The following is a 22,965-nucleotide window of genomic DNA, read 5'->3' as shown; positions in this document are numbered from 1 at the left end:
TGTCTCGCGATAGCGCCGATACCAGGCCCCGGCCGTTGAGATCCCGATACGGAAGCGTCGTGCCGCCTCCCGCGTCGAAACCCCATCTTCAATCGCCGCAATAACTCGACCGCGAAGGTCCCCGCTCAAGCTCCTCGTCATCACCACCCTCCTGGCAAATCACCAAGAGCAGTGAATCAGACTAAACTGATCCCGTGAATCCTCAAACCGACTCTGTGTTCATAAAAGATGCTCTAGGCTGTGCCGGCGTCTCCCGTACCCCCTCCTTCCCCTCCGTCACCCTCCTGTGCCCCCGACCCCTCCTCCTTCGCCCCCCGGGCCCTTCCTCCTGGCGAAGATGGGATCTCCCAGGCAGATCGCGAGCGACCTGACCGCTCCCCACAAACGCCATCGCCGCCTCGCGGGCGGTCGTCATCGATCCGCTACATCTCCCACTTCGTCATCGCCGGGCCTGCCTCGACGATCCATGCCGGAACGCCACAGCGGCGTAGACGGGCAAGAAGAAAGAGTGTTCGGCGAGAGCGCCGGTGCTCGACGGCGGGGAATTGGGAACGCAGCGCTTCACGACGCCCCCTCCACCATGCTTCGCATGGTCCCCCTCCCCCATAAATGGGGGAGGATCCTCAGGCCGAGTTATTGAGCAGCGCTGTGTTCATCCTGATCTGAGGTACCGGTGATCGGCCAAGCTTCCAGTCAAGGGGCCGTCATTTCCACCTGCACGACCCGGATCCTCCCCCGCAACGCGAGGGAGGTGGCGCGAAGCGCCGGAGGGGGCTCATGGAGCGGTTCCGGAGAACAAGGGGCTCCGGGGAAGGTTCGTGCCACATGTCGTGAACCACCGGAGCCCGAACACGCGGGTAGCAGAGCGTGTGCGCTCGCGCGGGGTACCAACCGAATGAATTGGCCTGATGCCACAAGCCCAAAACAAAAGCGGGCTCCGAGGAGCCCGCTTGCATATCGAGATCTCCGGAAGGCGGAGAAGCGGCAGGAGATGGCAGCGGCAGAGAAGAAGGCCGCCGCAGCCCGCCCCGATCACACGTCGAGATTTGCCACCGACAGCGCGTTTTCCTGGATGAAGTCGCGGCGGGGTTCGACCTCGTCGCCCATGAGGCGGGCGAAGAGGGAGTCGGCGTTGGTCGCGTCGGAAATCTTCACCTGCAGCAGCGAGCGGACGTTCGGGTCGAGCGTCGTCTCCCACAGCTGCTCGGCGTTCATCTCGCCAAGACCCTTGTAGCGCTGCATGGTAAGGCCCTTGCGGCCGACCGCGAAGATAAAGTCGAGCAGGGCCGACGGACCGGAGATCTGGGCCGAAGCGTCGCGGCGGCGAAGCAGCGGGCTGCGCTCGTAGATTTCCTGCAGGCGCGCGGTGTAGCGGTCGAGCGCGCGCGCGTCGGCGGAGCCGAGCAGCGCGGCGTCGAGCGTAACCGTCTCCTTCACGCCCCGCACGGTGCGCTCGAGGATCAGGCCATCGATGTTGCCGGAGGCGCCGACGCTGACACGGCCAGACCMGCCGCGCTCGGTTTCTTCCGAGATCATGTCGAGACGCTCGGCGACATGGGCGACGGCGTCGGCGGCGCGGCTCGGATTGTGGAGGATTTCCGGATTGAGCGCGCCGGCGATCAGCGCCTGCTCGACCACCTGGCGCGAGTAGCGCGTGTGCAGGCCGTTGAGCAAGGTGCGGACGGAGAGTGCGTCGTCGATGACGCTGCGCAGGTCCTGAGCGGCGCGGACTTCGCCGCCGGCGAGCTCAAGCGCCGCGTCTTCAAGGCCGGTGTTGATGAGGAATTCTTCAAACGAACGCTCGTCCTTGATGTACTGCGTGCTCTTGCCCCGCGTCACCTTGTAGAGCGGCGGCTGGGCAATATAGAGGTGCCCGCGCTCGATCAGCTCCGGCATCTGACGGAAGAAGAACGTCAGGAGCAGCGTGCGGATGTGCGCGCCGTCGACGTCCGCGTCCGTCATGATGATGATCTTGTGGTAGCGCAGCTTCTCCGGGTTGAATTCGTCCTTGCCGATGCCGGTGCCGAGCGCGGTGATCAGCGTGCCGATCATGTCGGACGACAGCATGCGGTCGAAGCGCGCGCGCTCGACGTTGAGGATCTTGCCGCGCAGCGGCAGGATCGCCTGGTTCTTGCGCGAGCGGCCGGACTTGGCCGAGCCGCCTGCCGAGTCACCCTCGACGATGAAGAGTTCGGACTTGGCCGGATCGCGCTCCTGGCAGTCGGCGAGCTTGCCGGGCAGCGAGGCGATGTCGAGCGCGCCCTTGCGGCGGGTGAGCTCGCGGGCGCGGCGGGCGGCCTCGCGCGCGGCGGCAGCCTCAACGACCTTGCCGACGAGAACCTTCGCTTCGGTCGGATGCTCCTCAAGCCACGTGCTGAGCGCCTCGTTGACGAGGCTTTCGACCACCGGGCGGACTTCCGACGAGACCAGCTTGTCCTTGGTCTGCGACGAGAATTTCGGGTCCGGCACCTTGACCGACAGAACGGCGGTCAGGCCCTCGCGGCAATCGTCGCCGGAAAGCGAGACCTTCTCCTTCTTGGAGATGCCCGAGGAGTCGGCATAGCCGGTGACCTGGCGCGTCAGCGCGCCGCGGAAACCGGCAAGGTGGGTGCCGCCGTCGCGCTGCGGGATGTTGTTGGTGAAGGCCAGCACGTTCTCGTGGTAGCTGTCGTTCCACCACATCGCGACCTCGACGGTGATGCCGTCACGCTCGCCGGTAATGTAGATCGGGCGGGCGATCAGCGGCTTCTTGGTGCGGTCGAGATACTTCACGAACTCTTCGAGGCCGCCCTCGTAGTGCAGCTCCTGCTGCTTGACGTCGGCATGGCGCGCATCTGTGAGGATGATGCGCACGCCCGAGTTCAGGAAGGCGAGCTCGCGCAAGCGGTTTTCCAGCGTCGTATAGTCGAACTCGGTCCTGGTGAAGGTTTCCGGCGACGGCAGGAAGGTGACTTCCGTGCCGGTTTCCTCGCCGGCTTCGCCGATGACGGCGAGCGGCGCGTCAGGGACGCCATGCGAGAACTGGATTGAGTGGATTTTGCCGCCGCGGCGGATGGTCAGCTTAAGCCAGGTCGACAGCGCGTTCACGACCGAAACGCCGACGCCGTGCAGACCGCCGGACACCTTGTAGGAGTTCTGGTCGAACTTACCGCCGGCGTGCAGCTGCGTCATGATGACCTCGGCCGCAGAAACACCCTCGCCGGAGTGAATATCCGTCGGAATGCCGCGACCGTTGTCGGTTACGGTGCACGAACCGTCGGGATTGAGGGTCACGGTGACGCGCGTCGCGTAGCCCGCCAGCGCCTCGTCGATGGCGTTGTCGACCACCTCGTAGACCATGTGGTGGAGACCGGAGCCGTCATCGGTGTCACCAATGTACATGCCCGGCCGCTTGCGGACGGCGTCCAGGCCCTTGAGAACCTTGATGGAATCCGCGCCGTACTCGGCTGCCCCGCCGTTGACGTTCTCGGTCTGGTCGCTCATATAAATCCAATCGTGCCGTTCATAAAAAAGGTGCGCTGTGGACGGTCGAATCGCGCACCTGAACCGCACTGAATATAGGCTTTAACGCCTGCTTTTCCAAGTTTGGGGCAAGACTCGGATGGGGATGAGAAGCATGCGCACGAAAGCTCACGCATCGTAAAAGACCACGTAATCGAAATTGATGGCGGCCCATTCCGCCTGCGGAACACTTGACCCAATCAATCGTTTAAAGGGCGTTCCGTAGTCGTGTGAGCGATGCAGGCTGGTGGCCGCGGTGGGCCACGGGTTTCGAGAGTTATTGTCAATGAACATGCATGCCGGTCCTGTACAAGGGCAGGAAACCGTTCCCTCGTCCACGCGGGGCGAGGTACCAATTCGATCCAGCTTCCAGCACCAGGGCGACCTGCGGGCTCTCGGCCGCGCTGTCGCTGAAGGGGGCTCGGCGCTGGTCGTTGGCGTCAAGAACTTCGATCCACGACAGAGAACCAAGGAAAATGCCGGCCATATCCGCGAGGTCGCGCAGACGCTCGCGCGCGCGCAGCAGGCCGGCGAACAGCTGACGCCGGCAGCCAACTGGCTGCTCGACAACTCGCACGTGGTGGAAGCCGCGATCGCGGGCATTCGCCGCGATCTACCGCCGCGCTTCTATCAGGAGCTGCCGGAACTCGAGGGTGCAGGCATCCCACGCGTGCTGGCGATTGCCTGGGCCTATGTCGCCCATACCGACAGCGCGATCTCGCTCGAAGGTTTTCGCGAGATCGTCGAGGGCTTTCAGGACGTGCAGCCGCTGCGCATCGGCGAACTGTGGGCGCTGCCGTCGATCCTGCGCTTCGTGCTGGTAGAAAACCTGCGCCGGCTGGCGCTGCGCGTCGCGGGCGCGCGCGACATGCGCCTTGCCGCCAATGCGCTTGCCGACCAGATCGCCGTGCTTCCGGCCGAGCACTCGACGCAGGTGCTGAACAACCACAGGCAGTACGCCAAGGACCGGGTTTTCGCCACGCAGCTGCTGTTTCGCCTGCGCGACGGCTCCGTCTCGTCGGGCGCGGCGCTCGGCTGGCTCGAGAACGAGCTGGAGGCTTCCGGCACTGACGCCGAGGAAGCAACGCTTGCCGAGCACGCCAACCTTTCCGCCGGCAATGTCACCACCGGCAACATCATCAAGGGCCTGCGCCTGATCGACGACATCGACTGGACCGACTGGTTCGAGACGGTGTCCAGCGTCGACCGCCTGCTGCGCGAGCACACCGATTTCGACGCGCTCGACTTTCAGTCGCGCGATGCCTACCGCCGCGCGATCGAGGAACTCGCCAAGCGCTCCGGCAAGGACGAGGCGACGATCACCCGCGCCGCGCTCGACTTCGCCGGCGAGAAGAACGTCGACGTTGGCTCGGTGCTTGCCGGGCCGGACCTCGAGGAGTTCGAGCAGCGGGTCGGATACCAGCCCCCTTTTTCACTGAAGTTCTACCGCGCCTACCGACGGATCGGCTGGCTTGGAATGGTCGCTCCGGTGGCCATCATCACGCTGGTGCTGCTCGCCGCGACGGCCTGGGCGCTCACCTCGGCGGGATTTTCGTCCGGCACCACCACCCTCCTTGTCCTGCTCTTTGCCCTGCCCGCTTCCGAAGCGGCGATGGGCCTCTTCAACACCATCGTCTCGACCTTCGTTAAGCCAACGCGACTGATCGGATACGAGTACAAGCAGGGTGTGCCCGCGGAGGCGCGCACGCTGGTTGCCGTGCCGACCATGTTCGGCAGCCGTGACGATGTCGATGAGGCGGTGCGCGACCTCGAGGTGCATTACCTCGCCAACATGACCGGCGAGCTGCACTTCGCGATCCTGTCGGACTGGCCGGACAGCGACGACGAGCAGAGCCCGGCGGACAAGGCGCTGCTGGAACATGCGCAAAACCAGGTGGCCGCGCTGAACGCGCGCTACCCGAAGGAGGGCTACGACCGCTTCTACCTCTTGCACCGCAAGCGGCTCTACAACCCGTCGGAAGGCTGTTGGATGGGCTGGGAGCGCAAGCGTGGCAAGCTGCATGAGCTGAACGCCATGCTGCGCGGCGACAAGGACACCACCTTCTTCCCGCCCGCCTCGCCGCTGCCGTCGGACGTCGTCCACGTGATGACGCTCGACTCCGACACGCGCATGACGCGCGACGCGGTCGCCAAGCTCGTCGGCAAGATGATGCACCCGCTGAACAGGCCGGTGATCGACCCCAAGTTGAAGCGCGTGGTGACGGGCTACGGCATCATGCAGCCGCGCGTGACCGCCTCGCTCACCAGCGGCGAGGAGTCTTCCTTCTTCCAGAGGGTGTTTTCGGCCAACCGCGGCATCGACCCCTATGTCTTCGCGGTCTCCGACACCTATCAGGACCTGTTCGGCGAAGGTACGTTTACCGGCAAGGGCCTCTACCACATCGACGCGATGGAAACGGCGCTCGACGGCCGCATTCCGGAAAATGCCATCCTGTCGCATGACCTGATCGAGGGCGCGTTCGCGCGCGCCGCGCTCGTCACCGACGTCGAGGTGATCGAGGACTATCCGACGCGCTATCTGGTCGATGCTGCTCGCCACCATCGCTGGGTGCGTGGCGACTGGCAGCTGCTGCCGTGGATCTTCAACCCGGCATCGGGTATTTCCGGCCTGTCGCGCTGGAAGATGATCGACAATCTGCGCCGCTCGCTGCTGCCAATCCTGTGGGTGGCCGCATCGATTGCCGGCTGGACCGTGCTGCCGTTCACGCAGGCCGCGCAGTGGCAGGCGCTGCTGATCCTCAGCCTGTTCCTGTCTGCGACCTACCACATCGTCGACTCGCTGGTGCCGCGCGACACGGAATCAAGGATCAAGGCGCACTTTGCCTCGCTCGGTCGCGACATCAGCTTCTCGAGCGCGCTGGTCGCCTCGAAGATCATCCTGATGGCGCACCAGGCCTCGTCCTATGCGGACGCGATCGTGCGCACGCTCTACCGCCTGTTCGTCTCGCGCAAGCAACTGCTCGAATGGCGCACGGCATCGAGCGTCGCGCGCAACGCCAGCGGCAAGGGGCTGATCGGCCACTATTTCCAGATGTCGGGCGCGGTTCCCGTCGCGCTGATCGCGGCGGTCATACCGCTGCTCGGCGGCACCACCGGCGCGTGGATCGCGGCGTTCTTCGCGCTGATGTGGGTGGGCTCGCCCGCCTTCGCCTGGTTCGTCAGCCAGTCGGCCGAGACCGAGGACCGGCTGGTGGTCCAGCCTGACGACAAGGCGTTCCTGCGCGACGCCGCCCGCCGAACCTGGCTCTACTTCGAGACGTTCGTGACGGAGGAGCACAACATGCTGCCTCCGGACAACTTCCAGGAAGTGCCGCAGCCGGTGGTGGCGGCGCGTACGTCGCCGACCAATATCGGCATGTACCTGCTCTCGACCGTTGCGGCGCGCGACTTCGGGTGGATCAGCCTCAACGAAACCGCCGACCGGCTCGACCGAACGCTGGCGACCATGGAGAAGATGGAGCGCTACCGCGGCCATCTCTTCAACTGGTACGAGACGCGGACGCTGAAGCCGCTGCATCCGCTCTACATTTCCTCGGTCGACAGCGGCAACCTCGCCGGCCACCTCATCGCGGTGGCGGCGGCGTGCGATGCCTGGACCCATGCGCTCGCGGCGCACCTGCAGGGCGACTTCGAGGGCATCATCGACGTCACCCGCATCCTTGAGGAAAAGCTCGAGCGGCTGCCGGACGACCGACGCCTCTTGCGCCCGTTGCGCCACCGCCTTGCCGAGCGCATCGAGGGCATGCGCCGCGCGGTCAACACGATCCGCTCGGAGCCGGAGACGGCAGCCATCCGCACCATCAATCTGACGGTTCTCGCCGCCGACATCGTGCGGCTGGCGCGTGGTCTCGACGAGGAGATCGGCTCGCCGGCATCGCAGGAACTGTCACTATGGGCCGGCAAGCTGGAAAAAGTCTGCGAGGCGCATCTCAACGACTCGCACACGGCCGGTAACGGCACCCCGCGCCTGCGCGAAAAGCTCGCCTCGCTGCGCGACCGCGCGCGCCAGTTCGCGTTCGAGATGGACTTCTCGTTCCTGCTGCGTGAGGACCGCAAGCTGCTCTCGATCGGCTACCGCGTCGAGGAACGCCAGCTCGACGAGGCCTGCTATGACCTGCTCGCCTCGGAAGCGCGCCTCACCAGCCTGTTCGGCATCGCCAAGGGCGACCTGCCGACAGAGCACTGGTTCAGGCTCGGCCGCCCGGTCACCGAGATCGGCTTCTCCGGCGCGCTGCTGTCGTGGTCGGGCTCGATGTTCGAGTACCTGATGCCGCCGCTGGTGATGCAGGAGCCGGCCGGCGGCCTGCTGACCCAGTCCAACCGGCTGATCGTCGCCAAGCAGATGTCCTATGCGCGCTCGCGCGGCGTGCCGTGGGGCATTTCGGAGGCCGCGTACCACGCGCGCGACCGTGAAATGACCTACCAGTACACCAATTTCGGCGTGCCGGGCCTTGGTCTGAAACGCGGCCTCGCGCAGGATCTGGTCATCGCGCCCTATGCAAGCCTGCTTGCGGCGCAGTTCCGGCCTGACGATGCGGTCGCGAACCTGAAGCGGCTGAAGGCGCTGGGCGCGATGGGCCGCTACGGCTACTACGACGCCGTCGACTTCACGCCGGAACGCGTGCCGGAAGGCCATCGCCGCGCCGTCGTGCGCAACTACTTTGCCCACCACCACGGCATGTCGATCGTCGCGGTCGACAACGTGGTGTTCGAGGGGCGGATGCGCGAGCGCTTCCACTCCGACCCGGTCATTAAGGCAGCCGAGCTGCTGTTGCAGGAAAAGGCGCCGCGCGACGTGCCGGAGATGCCAATCCGCGCCGACACGGCCGAGCGCATCAAGCCGGCGCTGGTCGACGAACGGCCGGATTCGCGCACGATCATCGACCCGATCAACGCGCAGCCGGCAGTCGGCCTCCTGTCCAACGGCCATTACCACGTCATGGTCACCTCGACCGGCGCGGGCTACAGCCGCGCCGACGAGGTTGCCGTCACGCGCTGGAACGGCGACGCGCTCGAAGAACAGACCGGCACGTTCCTGTTCATCTCCGATCCCGACACCGGCGAATGGTGGTCGGCGACCCCAGCGCCGAAGCGGATCGACGGCGAGAACTGCGTCACCACCTTCCACGACGACAAGGCGGTGTTCATGAAGTCGGTCGGCACGCTGCGCTCGGAAGTGGAGTGCATCGCGGTGCAGGAGGGCAACGGCGAGGCACGCCGCCTCACCCTGTTCAACGAGAGCGATCGTGACCGTCATGTCGAGATCACTTCGTTTGCCGAACTGGCGCTGAACTTTGACGCCGCCGACAACGCGCATCCGGCGTTCTCGAAGATGTTCGTGCGCACGGAGATCGACCATGCAACGTCGACGATCTTCGCCGAGCGGCAGCGGCGCTCGAATTCCGACCCGACCATCGCGCTGGCGCACTTCGTCACTTCGGTCGAGGGGGTCGCGCGCGAGGTGGAGGCGGAGACCGACCGGCGCAACTTCATCGGCCGCGGCCGCTCGATCGTCAATGCTGCGGCCTTCGATCCGGGCGCAAGGCTGACCGGCGCTGCCGGCTACACGCTCGACCCGATCGTTGCGCTGCGCGCCAAGGTGCGCGTTCCCGCGCGGCGCAAGGTGGCGCTGACCTTCTGGACGATCACGGCAGCGAACCGCACCGACATCGGCCGCGAAATCCTGCGCTTCCGCCAGCCGGACAGCTACCAGCGCCAGGCGATGCTGGCCTGGACGCGCTCGCAGGTGCAGACGCGCCATGTCGGCCTGAGCCTCGCCGAAGCCGCGGGCGTGCAGAAGCTGGCACGTCACCTGCTGTTCGCCGACCCGACGCTGCGCGCAACAGCCGACAACATCGCCTCCGGCCTCGGCTCGCAGTCGAACCTGTGGCCGATGGCGATTTCGGGCGACTTCCCGATCTTCGCGCTGCGCATCAGCGAGCTCGCGGACCTCAACATCGTCGCCTCGGCGCTGCGGATGCAGGAATACCTGCGCGCGCACGGCGTCGTCGTCGACCTCGTCATCGTCAACGAGCAGGCCTCGTCCTACGTGCAGGACCTGCAGCAGGCGATCGAGCAGCTGTGCGAGAACGCAAGGCTGCGCGGCCGCGAGCTTGGCCCGCGCCAGCACATCTTCGCCGTGCGCCGCGACCTGATGGACGACTGGTCGTACAAGACTCTGATCGCGGCGGCGCGCGTCGTCATGCACACGCGCAACGGCCAGATCCTCGACCAGATCGAGCGCGCCGGCCAGAATGCGCGGCTGATGGCACCGGCACGCGTGCCGGCAATCGTCCGCGCCGCCAAGCTGCCGCAGCGGGCGAGCGGCGATGACCTTGCCTTCTGGAACGGCTTCGGCGGTTTTGCCGATGACGGCCGCGAATATGTCGTGCGCCTGTCCGGCAACCAGACGACGCCGCAGCCCTGGATCAACGTCATCGCCAACCGCGAGTTCGGCTTCCACACCTCGGCGGACGGTTCGTCGTTCACCTGGAGCCGCAACAGCCGCGACTTCCAGCTGACACCGTGGTCGAATGACCCGGTGACCGACCGCCCCGGCGAGGCGATCTATATCCACGACCTGAAAAGCGGCGAAGCGTTCTCGCCGCTGGCCTGCGTGCTGCGCGACCCGGCCCTCGTCTACGAGGCACGGCACGCGCGCGGCATGTCGCGCTTCAGCGTCCACCGCGGCGGGCTGGCGACGGAACTGACGCAGCTCGTCGACCCCACCGATCCGGTGAAGGTGCAGCGGCTGACGATCCGCAATACGGGTTCGTCGCCGGCGAAGCTGCGCGTCTATGCCTATGCCGAGTGGGTGATGGGCACCAACCGGGCGAAGTCCGCGCCGCTGATCGTGCCGGGCCATGACAGCGGGACGGGCACAGTGATTGCGCGCAACCCCTATCACCTCGACTTCGGCGACCGGGTGGCGTTTCTCGCCACCAACGGCAAGGACCAACGCTTTACCTGCGACCGGGCCGAGTTCATCGGCGCGGGCGGCTCTAGCCGCATGCCGGCGGCACCGCTTGCGGGCGCCGAGCTTTCCGGCGCGGTCGAGGCGGGTTCCGACAGCTGTGCGGCACTTTCGTGCGACGTCGAGGTGCCGGCGGGCGGCACCGCTTCGGTGATGTTCGTGCTCGGCGATGCCGGTTCGCAGGAGGAAGCGGTCGCGCTGGCACAGCGCCACCTTGGCGTCGACTTCGACGAACGGGTGAGCGCCAACCGTGACGCCTGGGAGCAGTTCTCGAGCGCGCTGCAGGTCGAAACACCCGACCCGGCGTTCAACGCCATGGTCAATGTCTGGCTGCCCTATCAGGCGCTGGCCTGCCGCCTGCGGGCGCGTTCGGCCTTCTACCAGGCAAGCGGCGCGTTCGGCTTCCGCGACCAGCTGCAGGACACGCTGGGGCTGCTGCTTTACGACCCATCGCTGGCCAGGGAGCAGATCCTCAACGCGGCCTCGCGGCAGTTCCCGGAAGGCGACGTGCAGCACTGGTGGCTGCCGCGCACGGGCGCGGGCGTGCGCACCATGATCTCGGACGACGTGGTGTGGCTGGCGCACGCGACCCAGCACTACATCAAGACGACCGGCGACCGGGCGATCCTCGACGAGGACATTCGCTTCATCGAGGGCCAGCAACTCAAGGAAGGCCAGCACGACGCCTTTTTCACGCCGGAGCCTTCGGCCGAGAGCGCGAGCCTCTACGAGCATTGCGCGCGGGCGCTGGACCTTGCCGTGAAACGCACCGGCGAGAACGGGCTGCCGCTGATTCTCGGCGGCGACTGGAACGACGGCATGGACCGTGTCGGCGAGGCCGGCAAGGGAACCAGCGTCTGGCTCGGCTGGTTCCTGCTGAAGACGCTGCGCGACTTCGCGCCAATCGCGGCCGAGCGCGGCGACAAGGCGCGCGCCGACGCCTGGGAGGCGCATGCCGGGCGGCTGAAGCAGGCACTGGAAGACGCCGGCTGGGACGGCGAATGGTACCGCCGCGGCTATTTCGACGACGGCTCTCCGCTCGGCTCGAAAGAAGCCGACGAGTGCATGATCGACTCGATCGCGCAGTCCTGGGCGGTGATTTCCGGGGAGGCTGATCCCGAGCGCGCGGAAAAGGCGGTCGGTAAGGCAGTGGAACTGCTGGTCGACGGCGAGCTGCGGATCGCGAAGTTGTTCACGCCGCCGTTCGAGAACACCGACAAGGAACCCGGCTACATCAAGCGCTACCCGCCGGGTGTGCGCGAGAATGGCGGCCAGTACACGCACGCCGCCACCTGGCTGGTGATCGCGCTTGCCCGCCTTGGACGGGCCGACGAGGCCTGGCGGGTGTTCGAGATGCTGAACCCGGTCAGCCACGCGCTGACGCCGGAAGAAGCCGAGCGCTATCGCGTCGAGCCCTATGTCGTTGCCGCCGACGTCTACTCGGTGGGCGACAAGGCAGGGCGCGGCGGCTGGACCTGGTACACCGGTTCCGCCGGCTGGCTGCACCGCGCGGCGGTGGAAGGCATCCTCGGCATCGAGCGGCGCGGCGACGAGCTCACGATCAATCCGTCGATGCCGGCGAGCTGGGAGGGATTCAGCGTCCGTCTTCGCATTGCCGATGCCGTCTACCGCATCACGGTAAGAAAAGGTGAAGAGCCTCATATCGAGGTCAACAAGCACGCCGTGGAGACTATCCGGCTCGAAAAGAGCGGCGTGCATGAGGCAATTGTGACCTCGGCGGGCTGATGCCCGCCGCAATCTTGCCATTTTCATAACGATTTCAGTTTGTTACCAGATCACGAAACGTAAAGACGTGTCGCCGTTGTTGTTGGAGATGACGCAACGGAATCGCGCTTTTCGCATTGTGGCCGAATGTGCCAAGGCGTAGCGTCCGCCGCCGATGCTGCGATGCAGCAAGACACGAGGTTCTTTGCGTGACACTCCTGCAAATCTATAGCCGAGCCCTGAGTTATCTCGCCGCCGACAAGCGGCAGGTCACGGCCATTTGCATCGCCAATGTCGTACTGGCAGCGATCATGATCGCTGAGCCGATCCTGTTCGGCCGTGTGATCGAGTCCATTGCCCAGGAGCGGAGCGTTATGTCCGAGATCAGCCTGTGGGCGGGTCTCGGCGTATTCAACGTCGTTGCCTTCGTTCTGGTTGCGCGTGCCGCCGACCGGCTGGCTCACCGCCGCCGCACCGAGGTCATGGCCGCGTCCTTCGAGAAGGTGATCAACATGCCGCTGGCGTGGCATCACAAGCACGGCACCTCGAATTCGCTCCACACCCTGTTGCGCGCGCTCGAAACGCTGTTCTCGCTGTGGCTGGAATTCATGCGCCAGCATCTGTCGACCGCAGTCGCGCTGCTGTTCCTCATCCCCACCGCGCTCACGCTCGACTGGCGGATGGCGCTGGTGCTGGTTGCGCTGGGCGTCACCTATGTGATGATCGGCCGGCTGGTGATGGAGAAGACCCGTGACGGGCAGGCGCAGGTCGAGCGCCACTACCACCGCGTGTTCGAGCATGTCAGCGACTCGATCAGCAATGTCTCGGTGCTGCAGAGCTACGGCCGTCTTGCGCAGGAGACGCAGTCGCTGCGCGCCTACACGGCCGAGCTCATCAACGCGCAGTTCCCGGTGCTCAACTGGTGGGCCCTGGCCAGCGCCCTGCACCGCCTGTCGGCCACCATCTCGATGATGGTGGTGCTGATCATCGGCGCGCTGCTGGTCGAAAAGGGCCAGCTCAACATCGGCGACATCGTCGCCTTTGCGGGCTTTGCGACGCTGCTGATCGGCCGCCTCGACCAGATCACCGCGTTTGTCACGCAGGTGTTCGAGGCCCGCGCAAAGCTCGAGCCCTTCTATGCGATGGAAGATGCAAGCGGGGAGCGCCGCGAGCCGCTGGGTACCCGCCCGATCGGCCGCGTTGCCGGCGACGTTACCTTCGAGAACGTTTCGTTCCAGTTCCCTGACTCGCGCTCGGGCGTGGAGAACATCTCGTTCCACGTTCCGGCCGGCAAGACCGTCGCCATCGTCGGCCCAACCGGCGCCGGCAAGTCGACGCTCATCAACCTCCTGCAGAGGGTCTACGATCCCAAGTCCGGCACGATCCGTGTCGACGGCATGGACACGCGCACGATCACGCGCGCTTCGCTGCGTGCCCAGATCGCGACCGTGTTTCAGGACGCGGGCCTGCTCAACCGCACGATCGAGGAGAACATCCGGCTCGGCCGCGAGGATGCCGGCTATGGCGAGGTCCATGCCGCTGCCGTCGCGGCCGCAGCACAAGACTTCATCCTCGCCAAGAGCGAGGGCTACGACACGATGGTCGGCGAGCGCGGATCGCAGTTGTCGGGCGGCGAACGCCAGCGCATCGCAATCGCCCGCGCGATCCTGAAGGACGCACCGATCCTCGTCCTCGACGAGGCGACGTCCGCGCTCGACGTCGAGACGGAAATGAAGGTGAAGGAGGCAATCGACCGCCTGCGTGCAAACCGCACGACCTTCGTCATCGCCCACCGCCTTTCGACCGTGTGCGACGCCGACCTGGTGATCTTCATGGACAAGGGCCGCATTGTCGAGATGGGCGCGTTCCGCGAGCTTGCCGAGCGGGATGGCGGGCGCTTTGCATCGCTGCTACGTGCGGGCGGCCTCGGCGCCCTGACTGAGCCACAGGGCGCGCCTGTGGTTCTTGACGCCGCCCCGGAACTTGCGCCCGAGGCGGCGTAAGCCGGTCTCTTATTCCGCTTCGTCCGCGGAGGATGCGTTGAGCAGGCCGTACTTCTTTTCACCAAGCTCTTCCAGGAGCTGCAGCTGCGTCTCGAGGAAGTCGATATGACCCTCCTCGTCGGCAAGCAGTTCCTCGAACAGCTTCATGGTGACGTAGTCGCCAAGCTCGTTGCAGATTTCGCGCGAGCGCTTGTAGGAGGTGCGGGCGTCGTATTCGCCGGCAAGATCCGCCTCAAGAACTTCCTTGACGTTCTGGCCGATGCGGAGCGGTCCAACCTTCTGCAGGTTCGGGTGGCCTTCGAGGAAGATGATGCGCGCGATGATCTTATCCGCGTGGTGCATCTCTTCGATCGATTCCTCGCGCTCCTTCTTAGCAAGCTTGAGGTAACCCCAGTCTTCCAGAAGGCGGTAATGCAGCCAGTACTGGTTAACTGCGCCGAGCTCGAGGAAAAGCGCCTCGTTAAGCCGCTCGATGATCTGACTTTCGCCCTTCATGGCTCATGCCTCCAAATTGGCCGCGCAATCCACGTACACGGTCCAGGAATGGTACGATCTCACTTTCACCCGCGCCATGGCGCAGATGATACTCTTCGGTGACCCGAATGATCGTTTCCACCACATTTGGGAAGCAGCCGCAACAGCGTCCACGCTGTTTCAGGCGATGGTACACCTTTGCAGGCACGATGAGCTGCCATGGGTCCTCGTCGAGGAGGGCGACGATCGTCTCCTCGATTTCCTTGGCGGTAATGAGATTGCAGTGGCAGACCAGCATTTGCCTACTCATGGCTGAGCCGCGCAATGGCGCGGCCGGGCTCAATACACTCAGTGCTGTCCGGCAGGAACCGGAGCGGCGTCGGCCGGGATATAAGTTGCCGCAAGCCGAATTGCATCAGCTGCGACATTTGCTGACTTCCCGTCGTCAGCGGGAGGAAGGAGGAAGGCCGCGGCTGTCAAAGCCAGCGTTGCAAGGAAGGGCGAAAGCCGAGCTGCGATGCGGCGCTGCCGCACCATTACGCGATCCATCACTGCTACCTCCAATCAACCGGGTTCAAGGCCCGGACATCAAAGGGTTGCGTCGTCTGACGCGCCGCCATAAAAGCCCCGCGGCACGCCGCTGTCAATCAAAAGCTGATGAAAACACTCATAGATCAATAACTTAGAACGATTCTAAGTTCGCCCCGACTGCGACAAAGTTGTTCAGCCGGAACCATATCAATGCCCGCCAATTTACGGGCATGAACAACTGGAAGAGAAGCGTGCGAGATACCCGGATTGACGTCATCAGGGCGGTGGCCCTGATCACCATCTTCATAAATCACGTTCCCGGCAACCCACTGGAATCGTTGACGACGAAGAACTTCGGTTTCTCGGACGCCGCCGAAGCCTTCGTGCTGATCTCCGGCATCTCCGCCGCCTTCGCCTATGGGCTGAAGTTCAACTGGCAGAGCGCATTGCCGCTGACCTTGAAGATGTGGCGCCGGGCGGGCGTCCTCTACATGGCGCAGCTCGGCACGACGATGGCGACGCTCGGCATCTTCTCCTACTTCGCGCTACAATTTGCCGCGCCGGAGCTGCTCGAAAAGATCAACATCGGTCCGGTGATGGACGACACCGCCGCGGCGCTGTTCGGTATCGTCACGCTCGGTCACCAGCTGGGCTACAACAACATCCTGTCGATGTACGCGGCAGTGCTGGTGCTCCTGCCGGTCTTCCTGATCATCGGCCGCTTCAGCCAGCTGGCGATGGTGGCCGCCTCGGGCCTCGTCTGGCTGCTCGCCGGCATCTACAAGGTCGGCCCGCTCAACTACCCGAACGACGGCGTGTGGTTCCTCAACCCGCTGTCGTGGCAGTTCCTGTTCGTGATCGGCCTTGCCGGCATGACCTACGTCAAGCGCGGCGGCAAGCTGCCACGCAACCCGTTGCTGATCGGCATCGCCGCTGCCTATGCCGTGCTGGCGCTCGTCTGGGTGAAGCTGCCGCTGTGGGGCGTCGACATCTCTATGGGCCTGCCTGCTGTGCTCACCGGCTTCGACAAGACCTACCTGTCGCTGCCGCGCCTGCTGCACGTCCTGTCGATCGCTTATCTCGTCGTCAGCCTGCCGTGGGTGAACGGCCTTGCCCGCCTGCCGGAAAACAATCCGCTGTCGATCATGGGCCGCCACGCGCTTCCCGTATTCGTCACCGGCACCATCCTGTCGATGGCGGCACAGGCCTGGCGCATGGTGTTCGTGACCAACCTCGAGGTCGACATCGCGATCGTTGCTGCCGGCATCGTGCTGCAGTTCGCCGTTGCCTGGTACATCGAGTGGTACCGCGGCGTCCAGAATGGCTGGAAGGCGGCTTCGACTTCGGGCATACCGGCGCGTCATGGCGAAGCAACTACCGTCCCTGCCCGTATCGCAAGTTCTGCCCCGGCTGCTCGACGCTCTGTCTGAGCGCGAATCCGCAGTCCTCGTCGCGCCGCCTGGCGCCGGCAAGACCACCCTCGTCCCGCTCGCCCTGCTCGATGCAGCATGGCGGGGGGACGGCAGGATCCTTCTCCTCGAACCAAGGCGGCTCGCCGCACGCGCCGCCGCGCGCCGCATGGCGGCAATGCTCGGCGAGGAACCCGGCGAAACAATCGGGTATGCCATGCGCATGGACAGCCGCGTCTCGGCCAAGACGCGCATCCTCGTCGTCACCGAGGGCATCCTCTCGCGCATGATCCTCGACGACGCGGAACTCACCGGCGTCTCGGCCATCCTCTTCGACGAATTCCATGAGCGCTCGCTCGACGGCGACTTCGGCCTGGCGCTCGCCCTCGACGTGCAGGCGGCGCTGCGGCCGGAACTCAAGATCCTCGTGATGTCGGCCACCATCGACGGCGTGCGGGTCGCAAACCTACTCGGCGAGGCTCCCGTGATCGAAAGCGCGGGGCGCAGCTTCCCGATCGAGATCCGCTACCGCGAGCGCCCGGCCGACCAGCGCATCGAAGATGCAATGGCGGAGGCCTGCCGCATGGTCTTTGCCGAGGAGGAAGGCAGCGTGCTCGCCTTCCTGCCGGGCCAGCGCGAGATCGAGCGCACGGCGGAGCTGCTGGAAGGCAGGCTTCCCGCCAATGTCGACATCACGCCGCTCTTTGGCGGGCTCGACGGCAAGGCGCAGGACGCGGCGATCCGCAAGGCGCCGGCGGGGCGCCGCAAGCTGGTGCTCGCCACCTCGATTGCCGAGACTTCGATCACGATCGACGGCGTGCGGGTGGTAATCGACTCCGGCCTTGCGCGGCTGCCGAAATACGAGCCCGCCACAGGACTGACGCGGCTTGAGACCGTGCGCGTCTCGCGCGCTTCAGCCGACCAGCGCGCCGGACGTGCGGGACGAACCGAGCCGGGCGTGGCGCTCAGGCTCTGGCGTGCGGAGCAGACGGCCGCACTGCCTGCCTTCAGCCCGCCGGAGATTCTCGAGGCTGATCTGTCGGGGCTGGTGCTGGACGCGGCAGCGTTCGGCGTCAGCGATCCGGCGACGCTTTCCTTCCTCGACAAGCCGCCGGCGCCGGCTCTTGCCGAAGCGCGCAGCCTGCTTGGCGAACTCGGCGCGCTCGACGAAAACGGGCGCATCACGCCGACCGGCGAAGCAATGCGCAAGCTCGCCCTGCCCGCCCGTCTCGCGCACATGGTGACGGAAGCGCCCGACGGGAGGCTTGCGGCGCAGCTCGCGGTGTTGCTGACCGAGCGTGGCCTTGGCGGCAATTCGGTTGATCTCGCACGGCGGCTTTCCTCGTTCCGCAACGACCGCAGTCCGCGCGCACAGGCCGCGAAGGGCATGGCGGAGAAGCTGGCGCGAGGCGCGGAGGCGTCGGCGCGGGGAAATACCCCCACCCCTAGCCCCTCCCCACAAGGGGGAGGGGAACGTTGGCAATCGTCACCGCAAGGTGCGGACGGAGAGAACTTATCAGGTGGGCCCGCCGAAACGGGTAACGTAACGGGTTCAGGTGGTACCTCAAAATCCCCCTCCCCCTTGTGGGGAGGGGCTAGGGGTGGGGGTACCAGGGACGCTGCTGCCCGCAACAGCGCCAGCCAGGAAACCTCTGCCGGCGCGGTCCTGCTCCTCGCCTATCCCGATCGCGTCGCGAAGGCGCGGGGCGAATATGGCCGCTTCGTGCTGGCGAACGGGCGCGGGGCGATGCTCGACCCGACGGAGCCGCTGGCGCGCGAGGAGTTTCTCGTCGTCGCCGACCTGCAGGGCAAGGCGCAGAATGCACGCATCGCCGCCGCCTGCGCCGTGACCGAAGACGAGGTGCGGCGGGTGCTGGCCGACCGATTGGAAACCGTGACCGAAAGCGTGTTCGACCCGGAGCGCCGCTCGGTGCGCGTACGCGAGACGACGCGTCTTGGCGCGATCCGGCTCGCCGAAAGGCAGCTGCCCCCGCCAAAGGGCCCGGAGGCGGACAAGGCGGTGGTGGAGGCGGTGCGAACCCACGGGCTCGCCATCCTCGAATGGGGCAAGGGCGCGGAGACGCTGCGCCGGCGCCTCGCCTGGCTGCACAAGGGCCTGGGCGACCCATGGCCTGACATGAGCGACGCGGCGCTGATCGAAAAGCTCGACGACTGGCTGCTGCCGTTCCTGTCCGGCGAAGCGTCGCTTGCCCGGATCGACCAGCAGGTGCTGACCAACGGGCTGATGTCGCTGGTGCCCTACGAGCTGCAGCGCAAGGTCGGCGAGCTCGCACCGACGCACTTCACCGCACCCACCGGCAACTCGCTGCCGATCCGCTACGACGAGGAGCGGCCGGTGCTGGCGATCCGCGTGCAGGAGCTGTTCGGCCTCGACAAGCATCCTTCGATCGCCAACGGGACCGTGCCGCTGACGCTGGAGCTGCTGTCGCCGGCGCACCGGCCGATCCAGACGACCCAGGACCTGCCTGGCTTCTGGCGCGGCTCGTGGGCCGACGTGCGCGCGGACATGCGCGGGCGCTATCCGAAGCATGTGTGGCCGGAAAATCCGCTGGAGGCAGCCCCGACAGCGCGGGCAAAACCGCGCGGCCAGTAACGTTTCCGCACTTGGCGTGGCCGAGGCGCACGCGTATACCCTTGGACATGCTGACGAATATGGGCAAGCCAGACCCCCAGCAGATACACCATCTGCGCCTCAACACGCTGATCCGGCTGCGGTGGCTTGCGATCGTCGGCCAGAGCGCCGCGGTCCTCCTCGTCGCCTACCTGCTCGAATTCCCGCTGCCGGTGAGTCTTTGCTTCGCGCTGATCGCGCTGTCGGCGTGGCTCAACCTGTTCCTCGCCTTCCGCTATCCGGCGACGCATCGCCTGCCTCCGGAAGCTGCGCTCGCGATCATGCTATTCGACGCGCTGCAGCTGGCGGGCCTCCTCTACATGACCGGCGGCCTCACCAACCCGTTCTCGCTGCTGATGACGGTGCCGGTGGTGATTTCGGCGACGTCGCTGCCGGCGCGCTGGACGATGCTGCTGGGCCTCCTCGTCGTCGGCATGGCGACGATCCTGATGTTCTTCCACCTGCCGCTGCCGTGGACGCCGGGCGAAACGCTCAAGATGCCGTTCATCTACATCTTCGGCATGTGGGTGGCGGTGGTGTCGTCGATCGCGTTCACCGCCGTCTATGCCTACCGGGTGGCGGAGGAAGCGCGCCTGCTGGCAAACGCGCTCGCCGCGACCGAACTCATCCTGCAACGCGAGCAGCACCTGTCGGCGCTCGACGGCCTTGCCGCCGCCGCCGCGCACGAGCTCGGCACGCCGCTCGCCACCATCGCGCTGGTCGCCAAGGAAATGGAGCGCGCGCTCGGCGACGATAACCGTTTCCGCGAGGACGTGACCTTGCTGCGCAGCCAATCGGAACGCTGCCGCGACATCCTCAAGCGCCTCACCAGCCTGTCGAGCGAGGGCGAGGTGCACATGGCGCGCCTGCCGCTGACCTCGCTGATCGAGGAGGTGATTGCGCCGCACCGCGAATTCGGCATCGAGATCGTGCTGCAGCCGGGCAACTGCCAGGGTTCCGAGCCGGTCGGACGGCGCAATCCCGGCGTGATCTACGGCCTCGGCAACCTCGTCGAGAACGCGGTCGACTTTGCCCGCGAGAAGGTGGAACTCAGCTGGCAGTGGAACGAGCGGCGCGTCGAGCTCAAGCTGGTCGACGACGGGCCGGGCTACCCAGCCGAGATTGTCGACCGCATCGGCGAACCCTACATGTCAAGACGGTCGCCCGCCGAGGGCGGACGCGGGCTCGGCCTCGGCCTGTTCATCGCCAAGACGCTGCTGGAGCGCTCGGGCGCGAGCGTCAGCTTCGGCAATTCGAGCGAACCCGGAAAAGGCGCGGTGGTCAGGGTTACCTGGCCGCGCGAAGCGTTCCTGTCGCGCACCCCCGCGGCCGAAGCGAGCTATTGAGTTGGACGAAAGCATGAAGAGGCGCTAGATCGCCTAAAGAACAGGAAGATCGGAGCGGCAGGCATGACTGAGGAAGTATCCCCCGACGTGACGCAGATCCTGGGCGAGGACCGGACCTTGCTCATCGTCGAAGATGACAGGCCGTTCCTGACGCGACTGGCACGGGCCATGGAAGGCCGCGGCTTCATCGTCGACACCGCAGAGTCGGTCGAAGACGCGATCGCCAAGGTTAAGGCCGCCCCGCCGGCCTATGCCGTGGTCGACATGCGGCTTGGCGACGGCAACGGCCTCGACGTGGTGGCGGCACTTCGCGAAAAGCGTGAGGATGCCCGCGCGATCATCCTGACCGGCTATGGCAACATCGCCACGGCCGTCACCGCCGTAAAGCTCGGCGCCATCGACTACCTGTCGAAGCCGGCCGACGCCGACGACGTCTACGCGGCGCTCACCCGCACCGGAGCGGAAAAGGTTGCTCCGCCGGAAAACCCGATGTCAGCCGACCGCGTGCGCTGGGAGCACATCCAGCGCGTCTACGAGATGTGCGACCGCAATGTCTCGGAAACGGCGCGCCGGCTCAACATGCACCGCCGCACGCTGCAGCGCATCCTTGCCAAGCGCGCGCCGCGCTAGAGCTCAATCCTCATCGTCCAGGGCCGGGATCGACACCCCGGCCATTTCGGCTGCCGTGAGCCGCGCCGCACCGGCGCGGGCTATGCGCAGCATCAGTGACTTGCGCGTTGCCGGCGGCAGGCGATGTTCCGGCGCCTCGCGAAGCATCTCGGCGCCATAGCCGTCGGAGAGGATGAAGCCGCACTCTTCCGGAAAAATCTCCGCCGGAACCTGCGGGTGCGTGGCAAAGAAGAAGCGGTCGCAATAGTCGCGGTATTCCGGCCACTTCCGGTCGACGCGAAAATCTTCGACCGACGATTTAATTTCGATGATCCAGATCTCGCCCTTTCTCGTCATGGCGAGGAGGTCGGAGCGGCGGCCGTTAGGCAGACAAAGCTCCGGCAGCGAGGTGATGCTCATCTCGAGCAGCAGGCGCTGCACGCCCCGGCGCACCAGCATCGCGCGCTCGGACTGGCGTCCGTCGAGAAGCGGATTGACGGGAACAGGTGAAATGATCGGCATGGCCCGAACATGCCACTGGCGGGCCTTCGTTGCAAAGCCGGGCTGAGGTGAAAAACTGCCACTTCCCGTCAGGGGCGAACAATGACGCAGCGTCAGGAAATACTTTCCGCGAGAGCCCCTTACCGCACGCAATAGTTGCTATTTTGCAATAGCGCGAAAGAAACAATACGTCACGGAGCGTGACCGACGCAGCTGTCACTTGGCAATTTCTGGCGCCCGCAATATGGAAACCATGACAGGAATGTGGCTCGAATCGGGCCGCAAATTGGCCCTACGCATTCAGGCGACACATGCAGTCGAGACGGACATTTCTTTTGGGAGCGCTGAGCGCGACTGCTGCACTGGCAGGTTGCACCGCTGGCGAACTCAGCATCTTTACCGCAGAATACGGTGCAAAGCGCGATGCCGGCTACCAGCTGCCGTCGATCCCGATTCACCAGGTGCCGCGCCAGTACCATCGCCAGGTGGTCCGCTACAGGACGGACGAGAAGCCGGGCACGGTGATCGTCGACACCAAGGACAAGTTCCTCTACCTCGTCATGGCCGACGGCAAGGCGATGCGCTACGGCATCGGCGTCGGCCGCGAAGGTTTCGAGTGGAGCGGCACCACGCGCGTCGCGATGAAGCGCGAGTGGCCGACCTGGACGCCGCCCGCCGAGATGATCAAGCGCCAGCCGGAACTCGCCAAGTGGCGCAACGGCCAGCCGGGCGGCCTCAGCAACCCGCTTGGCGCCCGCGCGCTCTACCTCTTCAACAAGCGCGGCGACACCGGCTACCGCCTGCACGGCACGCCGGAATGGAACTCGATCGGCCGCAACGTCTCCTCCGGCTGCGTGCGCCTGATGAACCAGGACATCATCGACCTCTACAACCGCGTCGAGATCGGCGCGAAGGTGGTCGTCATCTGACAGGAATCTACCGCGAACCGTCTAGGCAACACATTGACGTCGCAACAAGAAGCCGGGCAGCAATGCCCGGTTTCTTGGTTTTGGGCGGTGTTTAGGAGGCGACGAGACGAGGTTTCGTTGAGTGCGTAGTCCTGCGCCGCCGGTTCCGTTTCACCGTTCAGGCATGGATCCCCTGCTCGCGCCCGCTCCGCGGGCCTGGCGGGGATGACGAAGCTGAAGCGTTAAGCAAAGCAGCAGCCGCGCGGGCGGGACGTCAATGTCCGTTCGAGACCTCTCAAGGTCGTCATGCCACGGCTCGACCGTGGCATCCA

12 protein-coding genes are annotated in these 22,965 nt (G+C 65.6%); 7 read left to right on the top strand and 5 right to left on the bottom strand.

Translation table 11 applies throughout. From position 1 onward, the window contains the following. A partial coding sequence (locus tag L610_RS20945) for a helix-turn-helix domain-containing protein (protein WP_144705722.1) occupies positions 1-141 on the bottom strand: 141 nt, incomplete at its 3' end. 891 nt (positions 142-1,032) lie between these two features. Continuing rightward, entirely contained in the window at positions 1,033-3,483 is a 2,451-nt protein-coding gene (gene gyrB / locus L610_RS20055) for a DNA topoisomerase (ATP-hydrolyzing) subunit B (protein ID WP_144707074.1), read from the bottom strand. A 304-nt stretch (positions 3,484-3,787) separates the two neighbouring features. On the opposite strand from gyrB, the gene L610_RS20050 reads away from it, so the two are divergent. Next, positions 3,788-12,241, top strand: a complete 8,454-nt coding sequence (locus tag L610_RS20050; protein ID WP_144707072.1) for a GH36-type glycosyl hydrolase domain-containing protein — start codon at positions 3,788-3,790, stop codon at positions 12,239-12,241. 188 nt (positions 12,242-12,429) lie between these two features. Further along, entirely contained in the window at positions 12,430-14,223 is a 1,794-nt protein-coding gene (locus L610_RS20045) for a glucan ABC transporter ATP-binding protein/ permease (protein ID WP_024846419.1), read from the top strand. Positions 14,224-14,232: 9 nt separating this feature from the next. Here the strand turns inward: L610_RS20045 and bfr are convergent, their stop codons facing one another. Both bfr and L610_RS20035 read right to left on the bottom strand, forming a co-directional pair. Next, the gene (bfr, locus tag L610_RS20040) at positions 14,233-14,718 is read right to left on the bottom strand and encodes a bacterioferritin (RefSeq protein WP_024846420.1); all 486 of its coding nucleotides are present in this window, start codon (positions 14,716-14,718) and stop codon (positions 14,233-14,235) included. Then, positions 14,684-14,995, bottom strand: coding sequence for a (2Fe-2S)-binding protein (locus L610_RS20035; protein ID WP_084465650.1), 312 nt, complete (start codon positions 14,993-14,995; stop codon positions 14,684-14,686). The genes bfr and L610_RS20035 overlap by 35 nt, the downstream gene beginning before the upstream one ends. A gap of 484 nt (positions 14,996-15,479) precedes the next feature. On the opposite strand from L610_RS20035, the gene L610_RS20030 reads away from it, so the two are divergent. The 4 genes from L610_RS20030 to L610_RS20015 all read left to right on the top strand — a co-directional run bounded on the left by L610_RS20030 (position 15,480) and on the right by L610_RS20015 (position 21,245). Continuing rightward, positions 15,480-16,658, top strand: a complete 1,179-nt coding sequence (locus L610_RS20030) for an OpgC family protein (RefSeq protein ID WP_245263626.1) — start codon at positions 15,480-15,482, stop codon at positions 16,656-16,658. Then, positions 16,591-19,251: an ATP-dependent helicase HrpB gene (hrpB, locus tag L610_RS20025; protein WP_144707070.1), complete on the top strand. Its 2,661-nt coding sequence runs from the start codon at positions 16,591-16,593 to the stop codon at positions 19,249-19,251. Before L610_RS20030 ends, hrpB begins: the two co-directional genes overlap by 68 nt. A gap of 47 nt (positions 19,252-19,298) precedes the next feature. Further along, entirely contained in the window at positions 19,299-20,615 is a 1,317-nt protein-coding gene (locus L610_RS20020) for an ActS/PrrB/RegB family redox-sensitive histidine kinase (protein WP_024846424.1), read from the top strand. Between the two features lie 63 nt (positions 20,616-20,678). After that, the gene (locus tag L610_RS20015; RefSeq protein ID WP_024846425.1) at positions 20,679-21,245 is read left to right on the top strand and encodes an ActR/PrrA/RegA family redox response regulator transcription factor; all 567 of its coding nucleotides are present in this window, start codon (positions 20,679-20,681) and stop codon (positions 21,243-21,245) included. A gap of 3 nt (positions 21,246-21,248) precedes the next feature. Here L610_RS20015 and L610_RS20010 read toward each other — a convergent pair whose 3' ends face one another. After that, positions 21,249-21,746 (bottom strand): MmcB family DNA repair protein, encoded by a 498-nt coding sequence (locus tag L610_RS20010; protein ID WP_024846426.1) that lies wholly within the window; start codon positions 21,744-21,746, stop codon positions 21,249-21,251. A 290-nt stretch (positions 21,747-22,036) separates the two neighbouring features. Between L610_RS20010 and L610_RS20005 the strand changes: the two genes are divergently transcribed. Next, the gene (locus L610_RS20005) at positions 22,037-22,654 is read left to right on the top strand and encodes a L,D-transpeptidase (protein ID WP_024846427.1); all 618 of its coding nucleotides are present in this window, start codon (positions 22,037-22,039) and stop codon (positions 22,652-22,654) included. Positions 22,655-22,965: the final 311 nt, after the last annotated feature.

This window comes from Aminobacter sp. J44, from assembly GCF_007829415.1.
In the GTDB taxonomy this organism is placed as follows: domain Bacteria; phylum Pseudomonadota; class Alphaproteobacteria; order Rhizobiales; family Rhizobiaceae; genus Aerobium.
This window is presented reverse-complemented; position numbering and strand designations above follow the sequence as displayed.

Excerpts from the sequence above, each read along its gene's own strand:
- L610_RS20050 (WP_144707072.1), top strand. The coding sequence starts at position 3,788 with ATGAACATGCATGCCGGTCCTGTACAAGGGCAGGAAACCGTTCCCTCG.
- bfr (WP_024846420.1), bottom strand. The coding sequence starts at position 14,718 with ATGAAGGGCGAAAGTCAGATCATCGAGCGGCTTAACGAGGCGCTTTTC.
- L610_RS20035 (WP_084465650.1), bottom strand. The coding sequence starts at position 14,995 with ATGCTGGTCTGCCACTGCAATCTCATTACCGCCAAGGAAATCGAGGAG.
- hrpB (WP_144707070.1), top strand. The coding sequence starts at position 16,591 with ATGGCGAAGCAACTACCGTCCCTGCCCGTATCGCAAGTTCTGCCCCGG.
- L610_RS20020 (WP_024846424.1), top strand. The coding sequence starts at position 19,299 with ATGCTGACGAATATGGGCAAGCCAGACCCCCAGCAGATACACCATCTG.
- L610_RS20015 (WP_024846425.1), top strand. The coding sequence starts at position 20,679 with ATGACTGAGGAAGTATCCCCCGACGTGACGCAGATCCTGGGCGAGGAC.
- L610_RS20010 (WP_024846426.1), bottom strand. The coding sequence starts at position 21,746 with ATGCCGATCATTTCACCTGTTCCCGTCAATCCGCTTCTCGACGGACGC.
- L610_RS20005 (WP_024846427.1), top strand. The coding sequence starts at position 22,037 with ATGCAGTCGAGACGGACATTTCTTTTGGGAGCGCTGAGCGCGACTGCT.